The organism is Cryptosporangium sp. NPDC051539, from assembly GCF_044454545.1.
In the GTDB taxonomy this organism is placed as follows: domain Bacteria; phylum Actinomycetota; class Actinomycetes; order Mycobacteriales; family Cryptosporangiaceae; genus Cryptosporangium.
In genome coordinates this window covers 56,786-78,087 of record NZ_JBITDV010000005.1, presented here as the reverse complement: position 1 = coordinate 78,087, position 21,302 = coordinate 56,786, and the positions used below count along the sequence as shown (strand labels likewise).

General features: G+C 72.7%; 16 protein-coding genes. 13 read left to right on the top strand and 3 right to left on the bottom strand.

Features of this window, described 5'->3' with window-relative positions:
- The first annotated feature begins 66 nt into the window (after positions 1-66).
- The 6 genes from ACIBZJ_RS16855 (at position 67) to ACIBZJ_RS16830 (ending at position 6,875) form a co-directional block, all read left to right on the top strand.
- Positions 67-564, top strand: a complete 498-nt coding sequence (locus ACIBZJ_RS16855; RefSeq protein WP_395930368.1) for an RNA polymerase sigma factor — start codon at positions 67-69, stop codon at positions 562-564.
- A complete protein-coding gene (locus ACIBZJ_RS16850; protein ID WP_395930366.1) occupies positions 557-1,258 on the top strand; it encodes a VOC family protein in 702 nt (233 codons plus the stop codon). The genes ACIBZJ_RS16855 and ACIBZJ_RS16850 overlap by 8 nt, the downstream gene beginning before the upstream one ends.
- Before the next feature lie 15 nt (positions 1,259-1,273).
- Positions 1,274-2,119: an NAD-dependent protein deacetylase gene (locus ACIBZJ_RS16845; protein WP_395930364.1), complete on the top strand. Its 846-nt coding sequence runs from the start codon at positions 1,274-1,276 to the stop codon at positions 2,117-2,119.
- Positions 2,120-2,206: 87 nt separating this feature from the next.
- On the top strand, positions 2,207-4,231 hold the full coding sequence (locus tag ACIBZJ_RS16840; RefSeq protein WP_395930362.1) for a hydantoinase/oxoprolinase family protein: 2,025 nt from the start codon (positions 2,207-2,209) through the stop codon (positions 4,229-4,231).
- The gene (locus ACIBZJ_RS16835; protein WP_395931224.1) at positions 4,204-6,069 is read left to right on the top strand and encodes a hydantoinase B/oxoprolinase family protein; all 1,866 of its coding nucleotides are present in this window, start codon (positions 4,204-4,206) and stop codon (positions 6,067-6,069) included. Before ACIBZJ_RS16840 ends, ACIBZJ_RS16835 begins: the two co-directional genes overlap by 28 nt.
- Before the next feature lie 26 nt (positions 6,070-6,095).
- On the top strand, positions 6,096-6,875 hold the full coding sequence (locus ACIBZJ_RS16830) for an SDR family oxidoreductase (RefSeq protein WP_395930360.1): 780 nt from the start codon (positions 6,096-6,098) through the stop codon (positions 6,873-6,875).
- On the opposite strand, the gene ACIBZJ_RS16825 is transcribed toward ACIBZJ_RS16830, so the two are convergent.
- Genes ACIBZJ_RS16825 through ACIBZJ_RS16815 form a run of 3 tightly spaced genes read right to left on the bottom strand, consistent with a single transcriptional unit; the run spans position 6,853 to position 9,280 of the window.
- Positions 6,853-8,178: a histidine kinase dimerization/phospho-acceptor domain-containing protein gene (locus ACIBZJ_RS16825; protein WP_395930358.1), complete on the bottom strand. Its 1,326-nt coding sequence runs from the start codon at positions 8,176-8,178 to the stop codon at positions 6,853-6,855. The genes ACIBZJ_RS16830 and ACIBZJ_RS16825 overlap by 23 nt on opposite strands.
- Positions 8,175-8,927 (bottom strand): response regulator transcription factor, encoded by a 753-nt coding sequence (locus ACIBZJ_RS16820; protein WP_395930357.1) that lies wholly within the window; start codon positions 8,925-8,927, stop codon positions 8,175-8,177. The genes ACIBZJ_RS16825 and ACIBZJ_RS16820 overlap by 4 nt, the downstream gene beginning before the upstream one ends.
- 11 nt (positions 8,928-8,938) lie before the next feature.
- Complete coding sequence (locus tag ACIBZJ_RS16815) at positions 8,939-9,280, bottom strand: hypothetical protein (protein ID WP_395930356.1); 342 nt, start codon at positions 9,278-9,280, stop codon at positions 8,939-8,941.
- Positions 9,281-10,724: 1,444 nt separating this feature from the next.
- On the opposite strand from ACIBZJ_RS16815, the gene ACIBZJ_RS16810 reads away from it, so the two are divergent.
- The 7 genes from ACIBZJ_RS16810 to ACIBZJ_RS16780 all read left to right on the top strand — a co-directional run bounded on the left by ACIBZJ_RS16810 (position 10,725) and on the right by ACIBZJ_RS16780 (position 21,277).
- Positions 10,725-12,119: a hypothetical protein gene (locus tag ACIBZJ_RS16810; protein ID WP_395930355.1), complete on the top strand. Its 1,395-nt coding sequence runs from the start codon at positions 10,725-10,727 to the stop codon at positions 12,117-12,119.
- A 44-nt stretch (positions 12,120-12,163) separates the two neighbouring features.
- On the top strand, positions 12,164-13,474 hold the full coding sequence (locus ACIBZJ_RS16805) for a diaminobutyrate--2-oxoglutarate transaminase family protein (protein WP_395930354.1): 1,311 nt from the start codon (positions 12,164-12,166) through the stop codon (positions 13,472-13,474).
- 122 nt (positions 13,475-13,596) lie between these two features.
- Complete coding sequence (locus ACIBZJ_RS16800) at positions 13,597-15,279, top strand: IucA/IucC family protein (protein ID WP_395930353.1); 1,683 nt, start codon at positions 13,597-13,599, stop codon at positions 15,277-15,279.
- The gene (locus ACIBZJ_RS16795; RefSeq protein WP_395930352.1) at positions 15,276-16,556 is read left to right on the top strand and encodes a glutamine synthetase family protein; all 1,281 of its coding nucleotides are present in this window, start codon (positions 15,276-15,278) and stop codon (positions 16,554-16,556) included. The genes ACIBZJ_RS16800 and ACIBZJ_RS16795 overlap by 4 nt, the downstream gene beginning before the upstream one ends.
- Positions 16,557-16,587: 31 nt before the next feature.
- Entirely contained in the window at positions 16,588-18,225 is a 1,638-nt protein-coding gene (locus ACIBZJ_RS16790) for a pyridoxal phosphate-dependent decarboxylase family protein (RefSeq protein ID WP_395930351.1), read from the top strand.
- The gene (locus ACIBZJ_RS16785; RefSeq protein ID WP_395930350.1) at positions 18,222-19,985 is read left to right on the top strand and encodes an IucA/IucC family protein; all 1,764 of its coding nucleotides are present in this window, start codon (positions 18,222-18,224) and stop codon (positions 19,983-19,985) included. Before ACIBZJ_RS16790 ends, ACIBZJ_RS16785 begins: the two co-directional genes overlap by 4 nt.
- Positions 19,982-21,277 carry a lysine N(6)-hydroxylase/L-ornithine N(5)-oxygenase family protein gene (locus ACIBZJ_RS16780; protein WP_395930349.1) on the top strand — a complete coding sequence of 432 codons (1,296 nt, stop codon included), beginning with the start codon at positions 19,982-19,984 and terminating at the stop codon, positions 21,275-21,277. The genes ACIBZJ_RS16785 and ACIBZJ_RS16780 overlap by 4 nt, the downstream gene beginning before the upstream one ends.
- Positions 21,278-21,302: the final 25 nt, after the last annotated feature.

Below are 21,302 nucleotides of genomic sequence, written 5' to 3'. Positions count from 1 at the left end.
CAGCCGGACAGGGGCTATTCCGGGACCCGACCGTCGGAGTTCGCACGTGTCGAGCGATGAACAGGTATGAGCAGCGACCCGGAGCGCAGCGCCGACCTCTTGGCGTTGTACGACCGCGCGCTCCCGGACGTCTACGGGTACCTGCGGTCGCGGTGCGGCAGTACCGCGCTCGCCGAGGACCTCACCGGTGAGACGTTCCTCGCCGCGGTGACCGCGGTCCGCCAGGGCAAGGCGCCGACGGTGGCCTGGCTGATCACCGTCGCGAGGAACAAGCTCGTGGACCACTGGCGCCGGGAAGCCCGGGAGCAACGCTCGCTGCACGTCGTGGAGCCCGAGGTGCACGACCCCTGGGACGTGCGGCTCGACGTGCTCCGCGCGCGTGACGTCCTGTACCGGCTCGGACCGCAGAACCGGGCCGCGCTCACGTTGCGCTACGTCGACGACCTGCCGGTGCCGGAGGTGGCCCGCCTGCTGGGCCGCACCCGGCACGCCACCGAAGCGCTGATCGTCCGGGCGAGAGCCGCGTTCCGCGCCGCGTACGAGGAAGGGAGCAGCGATGACTGACCCGCTGGACGCCCTTCGCGACCCCGTCCCCGACGAGACACCCGACCCGATGTTCGCCGCGGCTCTCCGCCTCCGCTTGGAGCAGGCGCTCGTTCGTCCCCGGCCGACCCGCTACGGCCGTCCCGCCGACCACGGCCCGATCCCGGGCCGCCCCGGCTTCATCGACCCCGGCTTCATCGACCCCGACGAGCTCACCGCGGACGAACTCGCGCGTCTGCTCGACACCGACGAGATCGTCGACATCACGCTCGAGACCGACCTGGAGGTTCCGATGACCACTCCCACCTCGACTCCGCTCCGGATCAAGCAGTTCACCCCATACCTCTCGGTCGCCGACGGGCGTCGCGCGATCGACTTCTACGTCGCCGCGTTCGGCGCCGTGCTGATCGGCGAGCCGGTGATCATGCCGGACGGCAAGGTCGGCCACGCGACCCTGCAGATCGGCCCGATCCGGCTGTTCCTCGCGGAGGAGTTCCCCGAGATGGGGCTGGTCGCCCCGGCCCGGGCCGGCGGCGTCAGCGTGACGCTGCACCTGTCGCTCGAGACGCCGGACGAGGTGGACGCGGGAGTGGCGCGTGCGGTCGCGGCCGGTGCCACGCTCGACCGCGAGGTCGCCGACGGCCCGTACGGGCGCGCCGGAACGATCATCGACCCCTCGGGCCACCGCTGGTTCCTGCTGTTCGAGCCGCGCTGAGGCACGATTGAGCCCGTGACCCTTGCGCTCCCCGAGTCGGATCTCGCCGAGCTGACGGCCCTCGTCCGACGAGGCGGCGTCGTCGTGCTCAGCGGCGCCGGTATCTCCACCGAGTCCGGGATCCCCGATTACCGCGGGCCGTCCGGGGCCTACTCCCGCAACCACACCCCGATGACCTACCAGGCGTTCACGCGCGATCAGACCGCCCGGCGCCGCTACTGGGCGCGCAGCTTCCTCGGCTGGCGCACGATCAGCCGTGCCGCCCCCAACGACGGTCACCGCGCGGTGGCCCGGCTCCAGCGCAACGGCCTGGTCGACAGCATCATCACCCAGAACGTCGACGGCCTGCACCAGGCCGGTGGCGCCGACGACGTCATCGAGCTGCACGGCTCGCTCGACCGCGTGATCTGCCTCGACTGCGGCGACCTGTCCGGACGCCTGGAGCTCGACGACCGTCTCCGCGGCGCCAACCCGCATTTCGGGGGAGAAACCGACCCGGAGACCGTCAACCCCGACGGCGACGTCGACCTGGCCGAGGAACTGCTCGACGGGTTCGCGGTCGTCGACTGCGTGAACTGCGGTGGCGTCCTCAAGCCCGATGTCGTGTTCTTCGGCGAGAACGTGCCGAAGGACCGGGTCGTCGACTGCCACGCGACCGTCGACCGCGCCGGTCTACTGCTCGTGCTGGGCAGCTCGCTGACCGTGTATTCCGGCCGCCGGTTCGTGATGCAGGCGACCAAGGCCCGGATCCCGGTCGCGATCGTCAACCAGGGCCCGACCCGCGGCGACGAATGTGCCGCGGTCCGCCTGGATTCACCTCTCGGCCCGACCCTCGCCGCGCTGGCAGCGGCCACCACCTGAGGGGTCGCTGCCTTAGCAGAACTTGACGGCGAACCTGGCGGATCTTGCCCGTTCAATTCGGGTAGGAACCATCAGGGAGGCTCTCGTATGGCGCGACGGCTGCGGATCGGCATCGACACCGGTGGCACGTTCACCGACGTGGTGGCGATCGACGAGGAGAGCGGTCGCCTCGTCACGACCAAAACGCCTTCGACCCCGTCGGACCCCGCCGAAGGCTTCCTGGACGGCGTCCGCAAGGTTCTGTCGCTGATCGGTGCGGACGCGGAGGTGACCGCGTTCGTGCACGGGACGACCGTCGCCACGAATCAGTTGCTCGAAGGGAAGGTCGGCCGCCTCGGGTTCATCACGACCGAGGGCTTCGGCTTCCTCCTGGAGATCGCCCGGCAGAGCGTTCCCGACGGCTACGGGAACTCCTACTTCTGGGTCAAGCCACCGCGGATCGTGCCGGCCGACCTGGTGAAGACCGTCGGCGGCCGGCTCGACCACACCGGTGCGGAGATCCGTCCGTTCGACGAGGCCGAAGCGCGCGAGGTCGCGCGGTGGTTCCGCGAGCAGGGCGTCGACACCCTCGGCGTTTGTTTCCTCCACGCCTATGCGGACGCCACCCACGAGCGGAAAATGCGGGACGTTCTCGCGGCCGAGCACCCCGGAGCGGTCGTGTCGCTCTCGAGTGACGTGCTCCGCGAATACCGCGAGTACGAGCGGGCGATGACCACGCTGGTGGATGCCGCGGTGAAGCCCCGGGTCGGCGCCTACGTGCGGGGGATCGCGTCGAAACTGCCGGAGAAAACCCCGTTCTACGTCATGAAGTCCAACGGCGGGGTGCTCTCGGCGGAGGAGGTCGTGCACCAGCCGATCACGACCGTGCTGTCCGGTCCGGCGGCGGGTGCGCTCGGCGCGGCCCTGGTGGCCGGTGCGGCCGGGTTCGAACGTGTGCTCACGTGCGACGGCGGTGGCACGTCGACCGACGTCAGCGTGGTTCTGGGCGGTGAGCCGACGCTGACGACGGAGGGGACCGTCGGCGTGTACCCGTCGAAGATTCCGATGATCGACGTGGTGACGGTCGGCGCGGGCGGCGGGTCGGTCGCGTGGCTCTCGCGCGAGGGGTCTCTGAAGGTGGGGCCGCGATCGGCCGGAGCCGACCCGGGACCGCTCTGCTACGGACGCGGGGGCACCGAGCCGACGGTGACCGACGCGCACGTCGTGCTCGGGCGGATCCCTCCGCACCTGCTCGGCGGTGAGGTGCCGCTGGACGTCTCGGCGGCCACCGCGGGTCTGGAAGAGCTCGGCGACGCGCTCGGGCTGGACCTGCCCTCGGTCGCGGCCGGCGTGCTGGAGATCTCGGCCTGGAACCAGGCCAACGCGTTGCGGCAGGTCACCGTGAAGCGCGGGCTGGACGTGCGTGACTTCACGCTGGTGACGTTCGGCGGCTCGGGGTCGCTGCTGCTGTGCCGGCTGGTGGACATCCTGGGGTGCGCGTCGGTGCTGGTGCCGCGCGATCCGGGCAACCTGTCGGCGTTCGGGCTGCTCACCGTCGACGTGAAGAACGACTACGTGCAGACGCTGGTGGCGCGGCACTCGTCCCTGGACGCGTCGAGGGTCGCCTCCGTGTACTCGGCACTGGAGGCCTCGGCGGCCGAGGCTCTGGACGGCGAGGGCTTCCCGCGCGCCGAGCAGCAGTACGTGCGCACCGCTGACCTGCGGTACTACGGGCAGGCGTTCGAGGTGCGGGTCCCGGTGCACGGCGTCGACCTCGACCAGGCCCGGGAGGCGTTCCACGCGGCGCACGAACAGACCTACGGATACAGCTTCCGCGACAAGCCGGAGCAGCAGGTCGAGTGGGTGAACCTGCGGGTCACCGGCGTCGGCCCGATCCGCCGTCCGGAGCTGGTGCCGCTTTCGCCCGGCGGACCGCCTTCGCCCACCGGCACACGACGAGTGTGGTTCGACGCCGGTTACGAGGACACGCCGATCTACTGGCGGCCCGACCTCTCGCCGGGCAACCGCGTCGACGGCCCGGCGATCATCGAGGAGTACGGCTCGACCGTGCCGCTGCACCCGGGCTTCACCGCTGTCGTCGACCGATTCGGAAACCTGGTGATCTCCAAGTGAGCGTCGACCCGATCGTTCTGGAAATCGTCGAAGGCACGCTCGCGGCGATCGAGCTCGAAGTGGAGACCGCGATCGGGCGCACCGCGCGGTCACCGATGATCCGGGACGCGCACGACTTCCGGGCCGGCATCCACGACCGCAAGCTGCGCAAACTCACCGGCCGGTCGTATTCGGCACTCGTGCAGCCGGTGGCCAGGGACTACCCGCTGGACTCGATGCGCCCGGGGGACGTGTTCTTCCACAACGACGTCTACCTGTCGGAGGGCGGGATCGGTCACCTGCCGGACCTCTGCGTCACGGTTCCCGTTTTTCACGACGGGGACGTGGTGGCGTTCGTCCAGGCGTTCGGGCACCACGACGACATCGGCGGCGCGGTTCCGGGGTCGATGCCGTCCGCGGCGACCAGCGTGTTCGAAGAGGGCCTGATGGTCCCGCCGATCCGGCTCTGGGACGCCGGCGTGCCGAACGAGGCCGCGCTCAAGATCATGACCCGCAACTCGCGGATGCCCGACTCGCTCGCCGCCGACCTGGACGCCGAGTGCTCGGCCTGCCTGATGGGCGCGCGCCGGCTCGGTGAGCTGTTCACCCGGTACGGCCGGTTGATGGTCGAGGAGTGTTTCGACGCGATCCTGGCCAACACCACCAGGGTGTTCCGGGCCGAACTGCTCTCGAAGATTCCCGACGGGACGTACGTCTGGGAGGACTACGCCGAGCACGACGGCGTCGACGAGCCCAAGCTGCACGCGCAACGGATCACGCTGACCAAGGTCTCGGCCGGCGACGGGGTGACCGACGGCAAGCTGATCCTCGACTTCACCGGGACGTCACCGCAGGCCAAGGGCCCGATCAACCACTGCGCGAACTATTCCGACGGCAATTTCCTGGCCAAATGGCTGGCGCCGATCTTGCGCAACCTGGCCGACTCGCCGGAACGGGCAGCCGAGCTCGACGTCAACGAGGGCGTGATCCCGTTGATCGAGATGAAGTTCCCGCCGCCCGGGACGCTGCTGACGCCGATCTTCCCGGCGCCGACGAATGCCCGGACGTTCGTGATCCTGCGTCTGCTCGGGGTGCTGGCCGGCGTGGTGGCGAAGGCCGTCGACGGCCGGATGCCCGCCGACCAGGAGACGATCCGGTACACCGGGGTTTACGGGTCCGACGCTTCCGGAGACCCGTATCTCATGCGCGAAGTGCTCGGCGGCGGGTCCGGCGGCCGGTACTACGCCGACGGCGAGGACACGATCCACGTCGTGCCGGACTCGCGGAACATCCCGGTCGAGTTCGCCGAGTCGCGGTGGCCGTTCGTGGTCGAGTCGCTCGGGCTGGCGGTCGACTCCGGGGGCGCCGGGCGGTACCGGGGCGGGCTCGGGTACGAGAAGCGGATCCGGATGCTGCGGGACGCGTCGTTCATGTCGATCGCCGACCGGTCGTTGCTGGCCTGCTGGGGGGTCAGGGGCGGTCGCGCCGGGCGTCCGTTCGAGGTCGTCATCGACCCGGAGGGGCCGAACGAGCGGGTCGTGGACGCGCTGGCCGACGCCGAGCCGGTGCGGGCCGGCGAGGTGATCCGGATCCGGACCACCGGTGGCGGCGGCTGGGGCGATCCGCTCGAGCGTCCGTACGAGGAGGTCGCGCGGGACCTGGCCTGGGGCAAGATTTCGGTCACCGGCGCGCGGAACGACTACGGGGTCGTGGTCGCGTCCGACGGAACGGTCGACGAGGCCGCGTCGGAGGCGCTGCGCGGGTCGCGGACCTCGGCCTCCGAGGCGTTCTTCGACCGCGGCCCCGGCTACCCGGCCCTGGCCGGCGGCCGCACGTTCGCCGAGGTCGACGTTCTGTGAACGGTCGCGCGGGGTAGGCCTTCGCCATGATCGCGGTCACGGGTGCAGGTGGAAAGACCGGACGTGCCGTGCTGGCGGCGCTCGCCGCCCGCGGCGTCCCGACCCGTGCGGTCGTGCGTCCGGGTGGGGCCGAGGCCGGTGCGACCGAGACCGTTCGAGCCGATCTGGCGGACGCCACGCAACTGGCCGACGCGCTCGACGGCGTTTCCGCGGTGTACGTGATCGCGCCGAACGTGCACGCGGAGGAAGCGTCGATCGTCGGGAACGTGCTCGCCGCGGGTGTGCGCCGGATCGTGTACCACTCGGTGCTGCACCCGGCGATCGAGGCGATGCCGCACCACTGGGCCAAGGCGCGCGCCGAGGAGCTGATCGTCGCGTCCGGTACGGACTGGACGATCCTGCAGCCCGGTGCGTACGCCCAGAACATCCGCCCGGCCGACGTCCTGACCGTGCCGTACTCGGTCGACGTGAAGTTCGCGTTCGTGGACCTGGAGGACGTGGCCGCGGTGGCCGCCCGGGTCCTGAGCGAGCCGGGCCACTCGTACGCCCGGTACGAGCTGGCCGGCCCGGAACTCCTCTCGATCGCCGACGTCGCCCGTCTGCTGGGTGTGCCCGCGGAGCGCGAGGACCCGGACGAGTGGTACCTGGACACACCGCTCCGGGGCTACCCGAGAGATGCGCTGGGCTCGATGTTCCTGTACTACGACCGCCACGGGCTGGTGGGCAATCCCCGCGTGCTGGCCGCACTGCTGGAGCGCACACCGACGTCGGTCGCGTCCGTTCTCAGGCGGGAAAGCGGACGCTGAAGCGCGCGCCGCCCTCGGGGGCCGGACCAGCCGACGGGGTGCCGCCCAGACGGGTGGCCAGGCGGTGGACCAGAGCCAGGCCCAGGCCGGTGCCCACCCGGCGGACGCCCCGGTAGCGGGTGTGGAGCACCATGCGGTCGAACGCGACCGGGTAGTCCTCTTCGGTGAGCCCGGGGCCGCCGTCGCGGACATCGAGCACCGCGTGTGCCTCGTCGGTGCGTAGCGCGAAGACGATCGGGCGGCCGGCGGGTGTCACCCGCAGGGCGTTCTCGGCCAGGCCGTCCACGATCTGGCGGACCCGGATCGGGTCGGTCTCCAGCACCAGTGGCTCGTCGACGACGTCGAGCCGGAAGTCGACGCCCTCGGCCGCGCACCGTGGCCCCCAGACGCGCGCCGCCTCGGCCACGAGCGCGGTGAGGTCGACGTCCGTGAGGTCGAGCGGGAAGTCGACGGCGTCCAGGCGGGCGAGGTCGAGCAGGTCGCCGACCAGCCGGTCGAGGCGCTGCGCCTCGGCGTGGATCGTCGCGCCGACGGCCGCGGTGTCGTCACCGGTGACCACGCCGTCCGCGAGCGACTCCGCGAACCCGTTGATCGCGGTGAGCGGCGTCCGGAGTTCGTGGGAGATGCCCAGCAGGAAGTCGCGCTGGCGGCTCTCGGAGGCGTCCAGCGCACCGGCCAGCGAGTTCAACGCCCCCGCGACCTCGGCGATCTCGGTCGGGCCCTCGACCGGCAGCCGGACGTCCCGGTCACCGGCGGCCATCCGGTGCGCCGCCACCGCGGTGCGGCGCAGCGTCCGGCTGGAGCGGCGGGCGAGCAGCAGGCCGGCCAGGATCGCGACCGCCAGGCCGACGGCCAGCGACAGGCTCGTCCGGACGAGGATCTGGCGGCCGAACGTCCGGCTCGCGTCGGCGGGCTGGGCGAGTACGACCGCACCCGATCCGACCGGGCGGCCTTCGAGGAGCCAGGTGAGGCCGTCGACCTGCTGGGACGTCGAGACGCTGGTGCCGGTTGCGAGCGTCGGGAGGATGGTTTTCGCTGCGGCCGCGGCGTCCGGATCGTCGGTAGTGAGCTGTTGGTCGGCGTCGACCTGTACCACCGAGACCTGCTGCGCCCGGAGGGCGCGGGCCAGCCACGGCCGCGGCGTGGTGCTGTTCGCGGCGGCGTCGGCCTCGCGGGCCAGGAGGCGGCGGCTCTCCGCGCCGGTGGCTCCGCGGATCAGGCCGGCCGAGAGCACGGCGGCGACGAGGACCGCGACGGTGGCGACCGCGCTGGTGAGGATCGTCAGGCGGGTGGCGACTCTCATGAGGGTTCGGCGGAGTAGCCGACGCCTCGGACGGTCCGGATCGGGGAGGCCGGGCCGAGCTTGCCGCGGACCTGGGCGACGTGCACGTCGACGGTGCGGGCGCCGCTCACCGCGGCGTAGCCCCAGACCGCGCTGAGGAGCTGCTCGCGGGTGTGTACCCGGCCGGGGCTGCGCATGAGGTGCGCGAGCAGGTCGAACTCGGTCGCGGTGAGCGGGACCTCGGTGTCGCCGACCCAGGTGCGGCGGGCTCCGGGGTCGACGCGGAGGGTGCCGATGGTGAGGGTGCCGGTGGAAAGAGGGCCGGTGGAAAGAGAGCCGGTGGGGAGGGTGCTGGTGAAGAGGGGGCCGGCTGATCGGGGGTTGGCGCCGGTGGCCGTTCGGCTTCTTCGGAGGACCGATCTGAGGCGGGCGACGAGTTCGCGGGGACTGAACGGTTTCGTGAGGTAGTCGTCGGCGCCGAGTTCGAGTCCGAGGATCCGGTCGATCTCGTCGTCGCGGGCGGTGACGAAGAGGACCGGGGTCCAGTCGTTCTCGGCACGCAATGCGCGGCAGATGTCGGTGCCGGTGCGGCTCGGAAGCGCGATGTCGAGGATCGCGGCGACCGGTCGGAGGCGGCGGATCTCCTGGAGGGCGGTGGCGCCGTCGGTTTCGACCCGCACGCGGTAGCCGTCGCGCTCGAGGTAGAGCGTGATGAGGTCGGCGATCGAGGGCTCGTCCTCGGCGACGAGGACGAGGCCGCTCTCGACCATGGCGCTCACGCTCAGCGGAGGCGGCCCAGGGCGTCCCAGCCCTTGACGCCGGCGTCGAGAAGTTGCTTGGGGCGGCGTTCACCTTCGTGTTCGACCAGGTCGGCGAAGGCGGGGCAGTGGGTGAGGTCGTGGTCGGTCTGGTGGCACAGGCGGATCGCGGCCAGCTGGACGGCGCGGGCCACCGGGCGGACCTGGCTTTCGCCGAGGATCGGGAGGCGCTTCACGACCTCGCGGATCATCATCTGCTCGACCCAGGGGCGGCCCAGCCAGATCCAGACCTGGGCGGCGAGCTTGCCCGCGGCGTCGTGGAGTTTCGCGGGGGACTGGAGCGCTTGGCGGGCGACCGAGGTCACGAGGACGCAGTTCTCGCGGCGCCAGGCGTCCTGGAGCTGGCGCCAGCCGGCTTCGCCGAGGTAGGGGGTCGCGAGCTTGTCGACGGCGTCGAGCGCGCCGTTGGTGATGGCGGTGGCACACCGCTGAGCGGCGCGGTCGAGCCGAGGGTCGCGCTTCTCGGGCTCGGGCTCGGGTTGCGGTTGGGTTTCCGGCGCTGCGGCCGATCCGCCGCCCGCGCTGCCCGTACCGTCTGCGGCGTTCGCGAGGGCCGGATCCGCGTCGATGATGGCCGCAGGGACGTCCGCGGCGGTCTTGTTCGTGGGGGTCTTGTTCGTGGGGGTCGTGTCCGCGGGGGGCGTGTCCGTGGGGGTCTTGTTCGTGGGGGTCGTGTTCGCGAGGGTCGTGTCCGCGGGGGGCGTGTTCGCGAGGGATGGGTTCGTGGGGGTCGGGTCCGAAGGGGGCGTCTCTGCAGTCGGCGCTGACGCAGGGGGCGTAGCCGTCTGGGGCGCTCCGGGGGCAGGCGGCGCGGGCGGTGCCGCGGGCGGTGCCGCGGGTGGTGGCTCGATCGCAGACGCCTCGGCCGCAGGCGCCTTCGGGGCCGGAACATCTGCGGCTGGGGCATCGGCGGTCGGCGGGGTCGCCTCGGCTGCGGAGGGTCCGGCGGACGGCGTCTCTGTCCCCGGCGATGCTGCGGCCGGAGGGCCGGGAGGCTCCGCGCCCGGTAGCGGCGGCTCGGGAGAGCGAGACCGGCCACGCGGACGCGTGTTCCGCCGAGGCGTGCGGGCGGGCCGCTGAGGAGCGCGCCGAGCCCGCTTGGGCCCGCCCGCCTCAGCCGACCCCGCGTCAGCGACACCGCCCTGAGTCGTCGGCGCCTCGGCGACAGCCTCCTGAGCCGGCTCGGCATCGACCGATTGGGCCGAAGCCACATCGGCGGACTCCGGCTCAGCCGGGGTCGCCCTGGCCCGCGGCGCCTCAGCGGGAGCTTTGCGCCCCCGAGACGTGGTCGGGCGCGCCTTCGCCGGGCTCGGCGGCTCGGCCGCCGCCTTCGTGGCGCGCGAAGACTTCGCCGGCCGCCGCCGAGGCCGGTCGGCCGGGGCCGACCCACCGGGCACGTCCGCCGACTCCGCCCCGTCCAGGCCCGCCCCAGCCGCCACCGCCTCAGCCGCCGGCGCCCCGGCTGCCGCCGCCTCAGCCGTCACCGGCCCGGCCGGGGACGGTTCCGTCGCGCCCGCGGCCGCAACCGCCGAAGCACCCTGGTGCAGGGAGCAACGGTCGCCCACCTGCTGAACCCGGTTCCGGCACGGCCGGCCAGAACCAGTAGCCGCACCGCACCTCGGCACTTCGGCGTTACTCGCGCTCACCCCTCCATCCTGACTCACTCCCGCACGTCAGACGTCGGGACGTCCGAACTGTCGTCATTCGCGTAGCCTGCCGTCCAAACCCGCAACGGGAGGGAGGAACACGGTGGACCTGCCCCGCTCGTTCGAGGGCGCCGGCGCGCTGCCGATCGACGCGATACCGACGACCGTCCGTGCGGCGGCCCTCGCGAGCCGCGGCTCGGGCGAGCCGGTCGGCGGCTACCTCTACGACCTCGCCGCGGCCCAGACCCGCGCCACCGGCCTCGTCGACGCGCTACCGGGCGGCGCCCGGGTCTGCTTCGCGGTCAAGGCCAACTCGTACCCTCCGCTCCTCGCGGCCCTCGCGGAACGCATCCACGGCTTCGAGGTCGCGAGCGTCTCCGAGGCCCGGCTGGCGCTCGCCGCCGCCCGGGAGGCCGGCGTGCCTCCGCGAATCGTCGCCTCCGGCCCGGCCAAGAACCCGACGCTGCTGGCCGGTCTCCTCGGCCCGGAGATCCCCGACGGCGCGCTCACGGTGAACGTCGAGAGCCTGCTCGAACTCCACCGCCTCTCCCGCGCCGCCGTCGCGGCCGGCCGCCACGCCCCCGGCCGCCACGCCCCCGGCCGCGACGCCCCCGGCCGCGACGCCCCCGGCCGCGACGCCACCGGACGCGAGGTCCCGGTCGCTCTGCGGGTCAACCCTCGGCGCTCCCCGCTGAGGATCGAGCGGTCCACCGGCCTCACGATGGGCGGGCTCCCCAGCCCGTTCGGCATCCCCGAACCGGAGATCCCGCGCGTCCTGCGCGCGCTCGGTTCGTTGCCGGGCGTCCGCTTCAGTGGCTTCCATCTGCATGCGGTGAGCGGGAACATGGACGCTGACCTGCATGCGGACTACGTCCGCGGTGTGGTGGACTGGTCGGTCCGAACCGCGGAGGAGCACGGTCTGCAGCTCCGGACGATCGACGTCGGCGGCGGCCTCGGGATCCCGTTCGAACCCGGACCGGAATTCGACGTCCACCGATTCGGCCGGCAGGTGGCCGTCCCCGAAAACACCGAACTGATCCTCGAGCCCGGCCGCTGGATGGCCGGTCCGATCGGCTGGTACGCGACCGAGGTCGTGGACGTGAAGCACTCGTACGGCGAGGTCTTCGTCGTCGTCCGCGGGGGCATCAACCACTTCCAGCTCCCGACCTCCTGGGAGATCCGCCACAACTTCGCGGTGCTCCCGGTGGACGACTGGCCGGTCGGCCTGCCCCGCCCGGCGGCCGAGCGGGCGGCGGTCACGATCTCCGGCGAGCTGTGCACCCCTGAGGACGTGCTGGCCCGCGACGTCACGGTCGAGTCGGTCCGGGCCGGGGATCTGCTGCTGTTCCCGAACGCGGGCGCCTACGGGTTCGAGTTCGCGATGCCCGCGTTCCTGGGGCAGCCGCCCGCGTGGCGGACTGCTCTGATCCGTCCGGAGGGAGCGACGCCGAGACCCCGCCCGGCGAGCCGGGTTGACGACGTGACCAATCTCCGATGAGGTTAGGCTGTCCTAAGTGAAGCGACCCCTAGGAAGCCCCCCACATGACCGTGCTCAGCCGGGTCGACGGCATTCTCGCACGCCAAACCGCCCGTGAGTCGGCGGCCCGCACGTACGCGAGACACTTTCCGATCGTCCCGGTGCGTGCCGAGGGCATGACGGTCCACGGCGCGGACGGCCGGACCTATCTGGACTGTCTGTCCGGCGCGGGCACGCTCGCACTCGGGCACAACCACCCGGTGGTCGTCGACGCGATCCGGCGGACGATGGACGCCGGACGCCCGCTGCACACGCTCGATCTGGCCACGCCGGAGAAGGACGAATTCGTCACCGAACTGTTCGAGACGATTCCGAACGGCTTCAAGATCCAGTTCTGCGGCCCGGCCGGCACGGACGCGGTCGAGGCCGCGATCAAGCTCACCCAGACCGCCACCGGCCGCCATTCCGTAGCCGCGTTCACCGGCGCCTACCACGGCATGACCCTGGCCGCGATGTCCGCGTCCGGCGGCGTGGCCGCGCGTACCGGCACGAACCTCGACGTCACCCGGCTGCCGTATCCGTACCCGTACCGCTGTCCGCTCGGACTCGGCGGGACCATCGGGGAACACGCCGCGGCCTCCTACGTGGAGCGCCTGCTCGGCGACCCGAACAGCGGTGTCCTGCTTCCGGCCGCGCTGCTGCTCGAACCGGTGCAGGGCGAGGGCGGCGTGATCCCCGCCCCGGACGACTGGCTGCGTCGCCTGCGTACGGTCACCCAGCTGCACGGCGTCCCCCTGGTGGTGGACGAGGTGCAGACCGGGGTCGGCCGGACCGGGACGACGTGGGCGTACGAGCGGGCCGGCATCGTGCCGGACGTCATCGTGGCCTCGAAGGCGATCGGCGGCGGACTGCCGCTCGCGGTGATCCTCTACCGCGACGACCTCGACGTCTGGCAGCCGGGGGCGCACGCGGGGACGTTCCGCGGAAACGCGCTCGCGATGGCCGCGGGAGCGGCGACGCTGCGGTTCGTCCGCGAGAACGATCTGCCCCGGCGCGCCGCGCGGATCGGAGGCCGGCTCCGCGACGGACTCGAGCAGATCCGGCACCCCGCGATCGGGGACATCCGTGGCCGCGGCCTCATGCTCGGCGTCGAACTCGTCGAGGCGGACGCCGAACCCGACCACCTCGGCGCGCGCCCGGCGGCGTCCGCGCTGGCCGAACGTGTGCGGAACGAGTGTCTACAACGCGGTCTGCTCGTTGAACTCGGTGGCAGGCACGACGCGGTGCTGCGCCTGTTGCCGCCGTTGACCATCACCGATCACGAAGCCGACGCCGTCCTCGATCGGCTCGCCGACGCCCTGAGCGCCTGCGCGTGAGCGCGATCACCCCTTGCCAGACCGGGGTGGTGGCGAGGGAGTGTAGGGAGTGGCGCCGCGCCGCTCGTCACATGCGATGACCTGCGACGCGGCAGGCCTATTCCGCCAACCCTAGGAATGCGATGACTGATCGAGCTTGGCGTGACTCCGGCCACGCGCTGCTCGTGCGCGCGCTCGCCGAGCTGTCCTACGAGGACATGCTCACCCCCGTACCGCTCGGCGACGGCCGGTACCGCGTGACGCTCGCGGACGACGTCGAGTACACGTTCAGCGCGGCCCGCGGAGGCTTCGAGAGCTGGCGGATCGACCCCGGCTCGATCCGGCGCAACGGCGAGCAGGCGTCCGACCCGATGGAGTTCCTGGTCGACGCCCGTGGCGCGCTCGGCCTGGACGGCCCGACCACCGCCGAGGCGCTGCGCGAGCTGGTCGCGACCTGGTCGGCGGACGCGCTGCTGCGCCGGCGGCTGCCGACCGCCAAGGAGCTCGCCGACGCGTCCCACGTCGAGCTCGAGGCCGCTCAGGGCGGCCACCCGGCGATGGTCCTCAACAAGGGACGGCTCGGCTTCACCGCCTCCGACGCGTCCGCGTACGCGCCGGAGGCGGCCCGGACGCTACGGCTGACCTGGATCGCCGTGCACCCGTCGCTGGCCTCCGCGCACGGCGTCCCGCTCGAGGACGAGCTCGACGAGGCGACGACGGCCGCGTTCGCGTCCCGAGCGCCGGACGGGTACGTCTGGCTCCCGGTTCACCCTTTCCATCTGGACGCCGCGGTGCGCACGTTGTTCGCGCCGTACCTGGCCGACGGGCGGATCGTCGAGCTGGGCGAGGCGCCCGACCGGTACCGGGCGCTGGCGTCGGTGCGCACGCTGGTGAACGTCGACCACCCGGCGAAACGCAACGTCAAGGTGCCGCTGCTGATCCGGAACACGCTGGTGTGGAGGGGGCTGCCGGCCGGTCCGACGGCCGGGGCGCCCGCGGTCTCGTCCTGGCTGCACGCGCTGCGGGCATCGGACGAGTTCCTGAGCGCGCACGTGGACCTGCTCGGCGAGGTCGCGTCGGTCGCGGTGCGGCACCCGCTGTTCGATCGGATCCCGGACGCGCCCTACCGGTACCACGAATTGCTCGCGGCGGTCTGGCGCGAGCCGGTGCAGACGTACCTGCACCCGGGCGAGCGGGCCCGATCGCTGGCGTCGCTACTGGTGACCGGCTCGGACGGCGTGCCGCTGGTGGCGGAGTTGGTGCGCCGTTCCGGGTGGTCCGAGCGGGAGTGGGTGCGGACGCTGCTGCGCGTCGTGCTGGCCGCTCCGCTGCACGCGTTGCACGTCCACGACCTGGCGTTCTGCCCGCACGGGGAGAACACCGTGGTGGTCTTCGGCCCCGACGACGTTCCGGTCCGCACGATGCTCAAGGACTTCGCCGAGGACGTGAACCTGCTGCCGGGGCGGTCGTACGAGGGACTGCCGGCCGAGGCGGATCGATTGCTGCCGCGGTGGTCGGAGGCGGAGCTGGCGCACTCGATCGTCACCGCGGTGTTCGCCGGGGTGTTCCGGCCGCTGGCGGTGCTCGTCGCCGTTCCCGAGCCGGAGTTCTGGGGGCTCGTGCGCGCCGAGGTCGACGCGTATTTCGAGCGCGTTCCGGCCGCCGCGGCCCGGCGCGAGGCGTACGGCCTGACCTCGGCCGACGTCGAACGGATCTGTCTGAACCGCGAACAGCTCACCGGCGGCGGGTTCCACGACCGGGCCGAGAAGGAGGAGTTCGAGATCGTGCACGGTCACGTGCCGAACCCGTTGGTGGTGCACGGGTGAGCGGGCTGGCCGACGCGGCTGAGGTGGTGCTCGCGATGCCCGACCTGTACGGGCGGCTGGTCGGTACCCGGCTGGCCGGGGACTTCTTCCGCGCCGAGGTGGCCGCGGCCGGCTACGGCGGGTGCGACTACCTGTTGTCGGCCGACGTCGACATGCGGGCGTTCGCTTCGTACGCCGGTTCGTACGGGGACGTCGTGCTGCGGCCCGATCCGGCCACCGTACGGCCGCTGCCGTGGCGGGACCGGACGGTGCTGGTGCTGGCGGACGCCGTCGACCGGGCCGGTGCTCACCTGCCGGTGGCGCCACGGCAGATCCTGCGCTCGCAGCTCGATCAACTCGCGTCCCTGGGCCTGACCGCGCTGGTCGGCACCGAACTCGAGTTCCTGGTGTTCTCGGAGTCCTACCGCGAAGCGTTCACCGCCGGGTACGGCGGGCTGCGCCCGGCGTCGCGCCACAACTCGGACTACGCGCTGACCGGTCTCGGCGAGCTCGACGACCTCGTGGGACGTCTGCTGCGCGGGATGACCGACGCCGGCCTGCGGGTCGAGTCCGCGCGCGGCGAGGTGCACCCCGGGCAGTACGAGATCGTGTTCCGGTACGCCGACGCGCTCGCCGCCTGCGACGGCCACGTCTTCTACAAGACCGGTGCGAAGCAGATCGCCGAGGCCGCGGGCCGGGCGATCACGTTCATGCCCAAATACGACACCGGCGAGGGGAACTCCTGCCACGTCCACCTGTCCCTCCGGGACTCCTCCGATCAGCCTGCTCTGGGGGACGCCGATCAGCTGGGCGAATTCGGGGAGCACTTCCTGGCCGGGGTGCTGGCGAGCGCGCCGGAGTTCACGCTGTTGTGCGCCCCGACGATCAACGCGTACAAACGGCTCGCGCCGGACGCGTTCGCACCGACGTCGGCGGCATGGGGTTACGACGACCGGACGAGGGCGCTGCGGGTCGTCGGCGCCGGACCGTCACTGCGGTTCGAGCACCGGATCGCCGGTGGGGACGCCAACCCGTATTTGGTGGTGGCGGGCATCGTCGCAGCCGGGCTCGACGGTGTCGAGCGGAAGTTGCCGTTGCCGCCGCCGGGCGGATCGGGTGAGCCGCTGCCGCGGACGCTGGAGTCGGCGGCCCGGCTCTGGCGCGACAGCGCGGTGGCGCGGAAGGCCTTCGGCGACGAGGTCGTCGACCACCTCGCGGCCGCCGCCGACGCCGAACAGTCCGCCTTCGCCGCCGTGGTAACCGACTGGGAGCGCCAACGTGCCTTCGAACGCCTCTGACCCCGGCCCTGCCGCCACGCCGGGTGCCACGGTGACGCCGAGCGGGGCCGCGGACACGACGGTGGGAGCGCTCGACCACCCGGCGGTGATCCGGGCGCACCCGGCCGCGCTCGCCGGTCGCGACCTCGACGCGCTCGGCGAGCTGCTGCAGGTGGTGCTGGGCGCGCTGGCCGTGGGCGCGGCCGATCGTGGCGGCCCCGCTCCGGCGGGCGCGCCGGTCGCGCTGGACGCCGCTTGGCGGCACGCGCTCTTCGACGGGGACACGTCGCCCTCCGCGGCCGCCGGCCCGGCCACGTCCCGCCGATCCGCGCGCGGCGACGCGGCCGACGCGTTGTCGGAGCTGGTCCGCCTGTTCGCGGCCGGGTCGGTCGACCCGGCCGACCCCCGGTGCGCGGCCCACCTGCACACGCCTCCGCTGGCGGTGGCGGTAGCGGCGGACGTGGCGGCCTCGGCCCTGAATCCGTCGCTGGACTCCTGGGACCAGGCCCCGATCGGCACGACGCTGGAGCCCGCGGTCATCGCCGAGCTCGCCGACCTGGCCGGATACGACCCGGCGACCGCGAGCGGCGTCGTCACGACCGGCGGCTCCGAGTCGAACCTGCTCGGGCTCCTGCTCGCCCGCGAGACGGCGATCCCCGGCGTCGTCCGCACCGGGCTTCCCGCGGGCACCTACCGGATCTTCGGCTCCGCCGTCACGCACTTCTCCGTCCACCGCGCCGCCGGCCTGCTCGGCTTCGGCGAGGACGCGGTCGTCCCGGTCCGGACCGGCCGGGACCACCGCCTGGACCCGGCCGCCCTGGACGAGGCGCTGGAGACCGCGAAGGCCAACGGCGAGACCCCGATCGCGATCGTCGCCACCGCGGGAACCACCGACCTCGGTGCGATCGACCCGCTCCCGGCCATCGCCGAGGTCGCCCGCAGACACCGGACCTGGCTCCACGTCGATGCCGCCTACGGCGGTGGCGCGCTGTTCTCGCAGCGCCTGGCCCCGCTGTTGGACGGACTCCACCGCGCCGACTCCATCGGCCTCGACCTGCACAAACTCGGCTGGCAGCCGGTAGCGGCAGGCATCTTCCTGACCCGTGCGGCCACCAACCTCGCCGCGCTGGCCCGCCGGGCCGAGTACCTCAACCCCGCCGACGACGAGGAAGCCGGCTACACGAGCCTGCTCGGCCGCTCGCTGCGCACCACCCGCCGGCCCGACGCCCTCAAGATCGCGGTCACCCTCCGGGCCCTGGGCCGCACCGGCCTGGGTGCGCTGGTCGACCGCTGCGCCGACCTGGCCCGCCACGCCGCCACGTCGGTCGAGGCCCGTCCCGAGCTGGAGCTCTACCAGCCACCCACCCTCACCACCGTCGTCTTCCGCTACCGAGACCCCGCCGCCCTCCGCGGCGCATCCAACGGACGCCCCGCGGGCCGGACGGATGCGGCTCACCGGGAGGTAGGCACCCCAGAGGCCGGCACCGGCCGAGACCCGGGCGACGTCAATGCCCGCCTCCGGCGGGCGCTGCTCACGTCCGGCCGAGCGGTGATCGGCCGCACCGAGATCGACGGGCAGGTCTGGCTCAAGCTCACGCTCCTCAACCCGGACGCCACGGCGGCCGACGTCGACGGGCTGCTCGAAGCGGTAGTGGCCGCCGGAGCAGCGGAACTGAAGGCGGTGCGATGACCGAACCCGACATTCTCAACCGGCTACTCGGGAACGTCCCCGACCAGAGCCGTCCCTCCCTCACCCCCAGAGCCGGCGCCACCACCACCGACGGCGTCGCCAACGCGCTCGCCGTCCAGGCTCTGCTGCGCTGCTGGACCCGCGAGGCCCGGGTCCCGGTCGCACACGCCGGTGACACGCTCGAGATCGCGCTGCACGCCACCGGCGTCACGGTCGCGGCCGGGGTGCGGTACCGGTCGGCGACCGGCTGGCACCGCTTCGGACCGGCCCGCTTCCCGTCCGGCACCAATGTGGACGCGACCGTGCTCGCGGCGCTGCTGGCCACGGAGGCCGGCTCGCACGGCTCGCCGAGCGACCTCGTCGAGCAGGTCATCGATTCGACCCGCCGCCTCGACCGTTACGTCCGGGCCCGGGCCGCCACCCCGAACGGCGACCCGGCGTCGCCGTTCCTCGCGGCCGAGCAGGCGCTGGTGTCCGGCCACCCGCTGCACCCCACTCCGAAGAGCCGGCCCGGCCTGTCCGACGTGGACGAACTCGGCGCCGCACCGGAGCTCCGCGGCGCCGCCCCACTGCACTGGTTCGCGGTGGATCGGACGATGGTCCGGCACGGCTCCGCGACCGGGACGTCGGCGCTGGACCTGGTGGCCACGCTCGCGCCGCCGAGCCTGCACCGACCGGCCGGCACCGTGCTGGTCCCGGCCCATTTCCGCCAGGCCCGCTCACTGCTGGCCCGCGCCGACGTCCAGGACCTGATCGGCGACGGACGCCTCTACGACCTCGGCCCGTGCGGCCAGGCCTGGTCGTCCACGTCGTCGGTACGGACGGTCTACCGTGCGGACGCTCCGCTGATGCTCAAGCTCTCGCTCGGCGTCCGGATCACGAACTCGCGGCGGGAACACCTGATACCGGAACTGATCCGCGGGGCGGAGGCGTATCGCCTGGTGGAGGCCGGTCTCGGCCGGATGCTGGCGGACGCGCACCCGCGGTTCCGGATCCTCGGGGACCCGGCCTGGGTGGCGGTGCCGCTACCGACCGAGGACCCGTCCGGGCAGGTCGCGCTCGCGGTGAGCCTGCGGGACAACCCGTTCGGCCCGGACGCCCGGGTGGCGTGCATGGCCGGGCTGGTCGCGGAGCGGCCCGACCTGCGGGATCCCCGCTCGGCGCTGGCGCTGCTGATCGAGGGCCTGGCCGCCGCGACCGGACGCCCGGCCGCCGCGGTCGCGGTGGAATGGATCCGCCGGTACGTGGACGAGGTGATCGCACCGGTGGCCTGGCTGCACGGCGTGCACGGGCTGGGTCTGGAGGCGCACCAGCAGAACACCCTGGTGACGCTCGACGGGTCCGGTTGGCCGGTCGGCGGCTGGTACCGAGACAACCAGGGCTACTACCTCTCGCCCAGCCGCGCCGGGACGCTGCGCGCGCTTTTGCCCGGCCTCGGCGTCGACAGCGACGCGACGAACCCCGACGACGTCATCAGCGAGCGGGTGACCTACTACGTCGGCGTGAACAACCTGCTCGGCCTGATCGGTGCGGTCGGGTCGGCCGGGCTCGCGGCCGAAACCGTGCTGCTGCGCGCCGCGGTGGCCGCGCTCGAATCGCACCGCTACGGCTTCGTCAACACCCTGCTGGACGCCCCGGAGCTCCCGTGCAAGGCGAACCTGCTCACCCGGGTCGCCGGGCTGGACGAGCTGGTCGGGCCGGTGGAGACCCAGTCGGTGTATGTCCGGATCCCCAATCCGCTCTGGGAGGTACACAGGTGACCGAGCCGTATGACGTGTTGGGCATCGGGATCGGGCCGTTCAACCTTTCGCTGGCCGCGCTGGCCGAGCCGCTTCCGGACGTGAACGCGGTGTTCTTCGACGGGCGGCCGGGCTTCTCCTGGCACCCCGGGATGATGATCCCGGGCGCGACGCTGCAGGTGCCGTTCCTCGCCGATCTGGTCACGCTGATCGATCCGCGCAGCCGCTGGTCGTTCCTGTCGTACCTGCAGGAGCGGGACCGGCTGTTCCCGTTCTACTTCGCCGAGCGCTTCCACGTGCCGCGGGCCGAGTACGACGACTACTGCCGCTGGGTGTCGGAGTCGCTGCCGTCCTGCCGGTTCGGCCGTCAGGTCGACTCCGTCACCTGGGACGCCGAAGCCCAGTTGTTCGTCGCCGAGGTCTACGAGGTGCACACGGCGCGGACGACGACCGTCCGGGCGCGCAACGCGGTGCTCGGCGTCGGTACCGAGCCGGTGGTGCCCGCGGCACTGCGTCCGCTGCTCGGGAAAGAGGTGTTCCATTCGGCGGAGTTCCTCGACCGCCAGGAGTCGCTGCGCGCAGCGCAGGACGTCACGATCCTCGGGTCCGGTCAGTCGGGCGCGGAGGTGCTGCTCGACCTCCTGCGGACGCGGGCCGGCACCGGGCAGCGGCTGCGATGGCTGACCAAGGCCCCGGCGTTCGCGCCGATGGAGTACTCCAAGCTCGGTCTGGAGCACTTCACGCCGGACTACACGCGGTACTTCCGGTCGCTGCCCGAGCGGGTCCGCGACACGCTGGTGCCGGAGCAGTGGCAGCTCTACAAGGCGATCGACGCCGGCACGATCGACGCGATCCACACCGAGCTCTACGACCGCACGGTGGCCGGCGGGACCGTGCCGCTGACGATGTCGCCGAACGTCGAGGTGGTCGGGGCGTCGCGCGGGCCGGACGGCATCACGCTGGAGTGCCGGGAGCTGCTGCAGGAGCGCACGGTGACGATCCGGACCGATCGGGTCGTGGCCGCGACCGGGTACGCGGCCCGGCCGCCGCTCTGCCTGGCGCCGCTGGAGCCCGCGATCAACCGGGACGACGCCGGGCGGTTCCGGATCGACGGCGACTACCGGGTGCAACTGGCGGCAGCGGTCACCGGCGGGCTCTACGTCCAGAACGCGGAGCTGCACACGCACGGCGTCGGGACGCCCGACCTCGGTCTCGGCGCCCACCGGGCGGCGACGATCCTGAACGCCGTGATCGGGCGGGAGGCCTACCGGCTGCCGTCGCGGGCAGCGTTCACCACGTTCGGCGTCCGGTAGTTGGCTGGGATCGCCGTTCTCGGCG

Excerpts from the sequence above, each read along its gene's own strand:
- ACIBZJ_RS16820 (WP_395930357.1), bottom strand. The coding sequence starts at position 8,927 with ATGGTCGAGAGCGGCCTCGTCCTCGTCGCCGAGGACGAGCCCTCGATC.
- ACIBZJ_RS16805 (WP_395930354.1), top strand. The coding sequence starts at position 12,164 with ATGACCGTGCTCAGCCGGGTCGACGGCATTCTCGCACGCCAAACCGCC.
- ACIBZJ_RS16785 (WP_395930350.1), top strand. The coding sequence starts at position 18,222 with ATGACCGAACCCGACATTCTCAACCGGCTACTCGGGAACGTCCCCGAC.
- ACIBZJ_RS16830 (WP_395930360.1), top strand. The coding sequence starts at position 6,096 with ATGATCGCGGTCACGGGTGCAGGTGGAAAGACCGGACGTGCCGTGCTG.
- ACIBZJ_RS16825 (WP_395930358.1), bottom strand. The coding sequence starts at position 8,178 with ATGAGAGTCGCCACCCGCCTGACGATCCTCACCAGCGCGGTCGCCACC.
- ACIBZJ_RS16800 (WP_395930353.1), top strand. The coding sequence starts at position 13,597 with ATGACTGATCGAGCTTGGCGTGACTCCGGCCACGCGCTGCTCGTGCGC.
- ACIBZJ_RS16840 (WP_395930362.1), top strand. The coding sequence starts at position 2,207 with ATGGCGCGACGGCTGCGGATCGGCATCGACACCGGTGGCACGTTCACC.
- ACIBZJ_RS16855 (WP_395930368.1), top strand. The coding sequence starts at position 67 with ATGAGCAGCGACCCGGAGCGCAGCGCCGACCTCTTGGCGTTGTACGAC.
- ACIBZJ_RS16850 (WP_395930366.1), top strand. The coding sequence starts at position 557 with ATGACTGACCCGCTGGACGCCCTTCGCGACCCCGTCCCCGACGAGACA.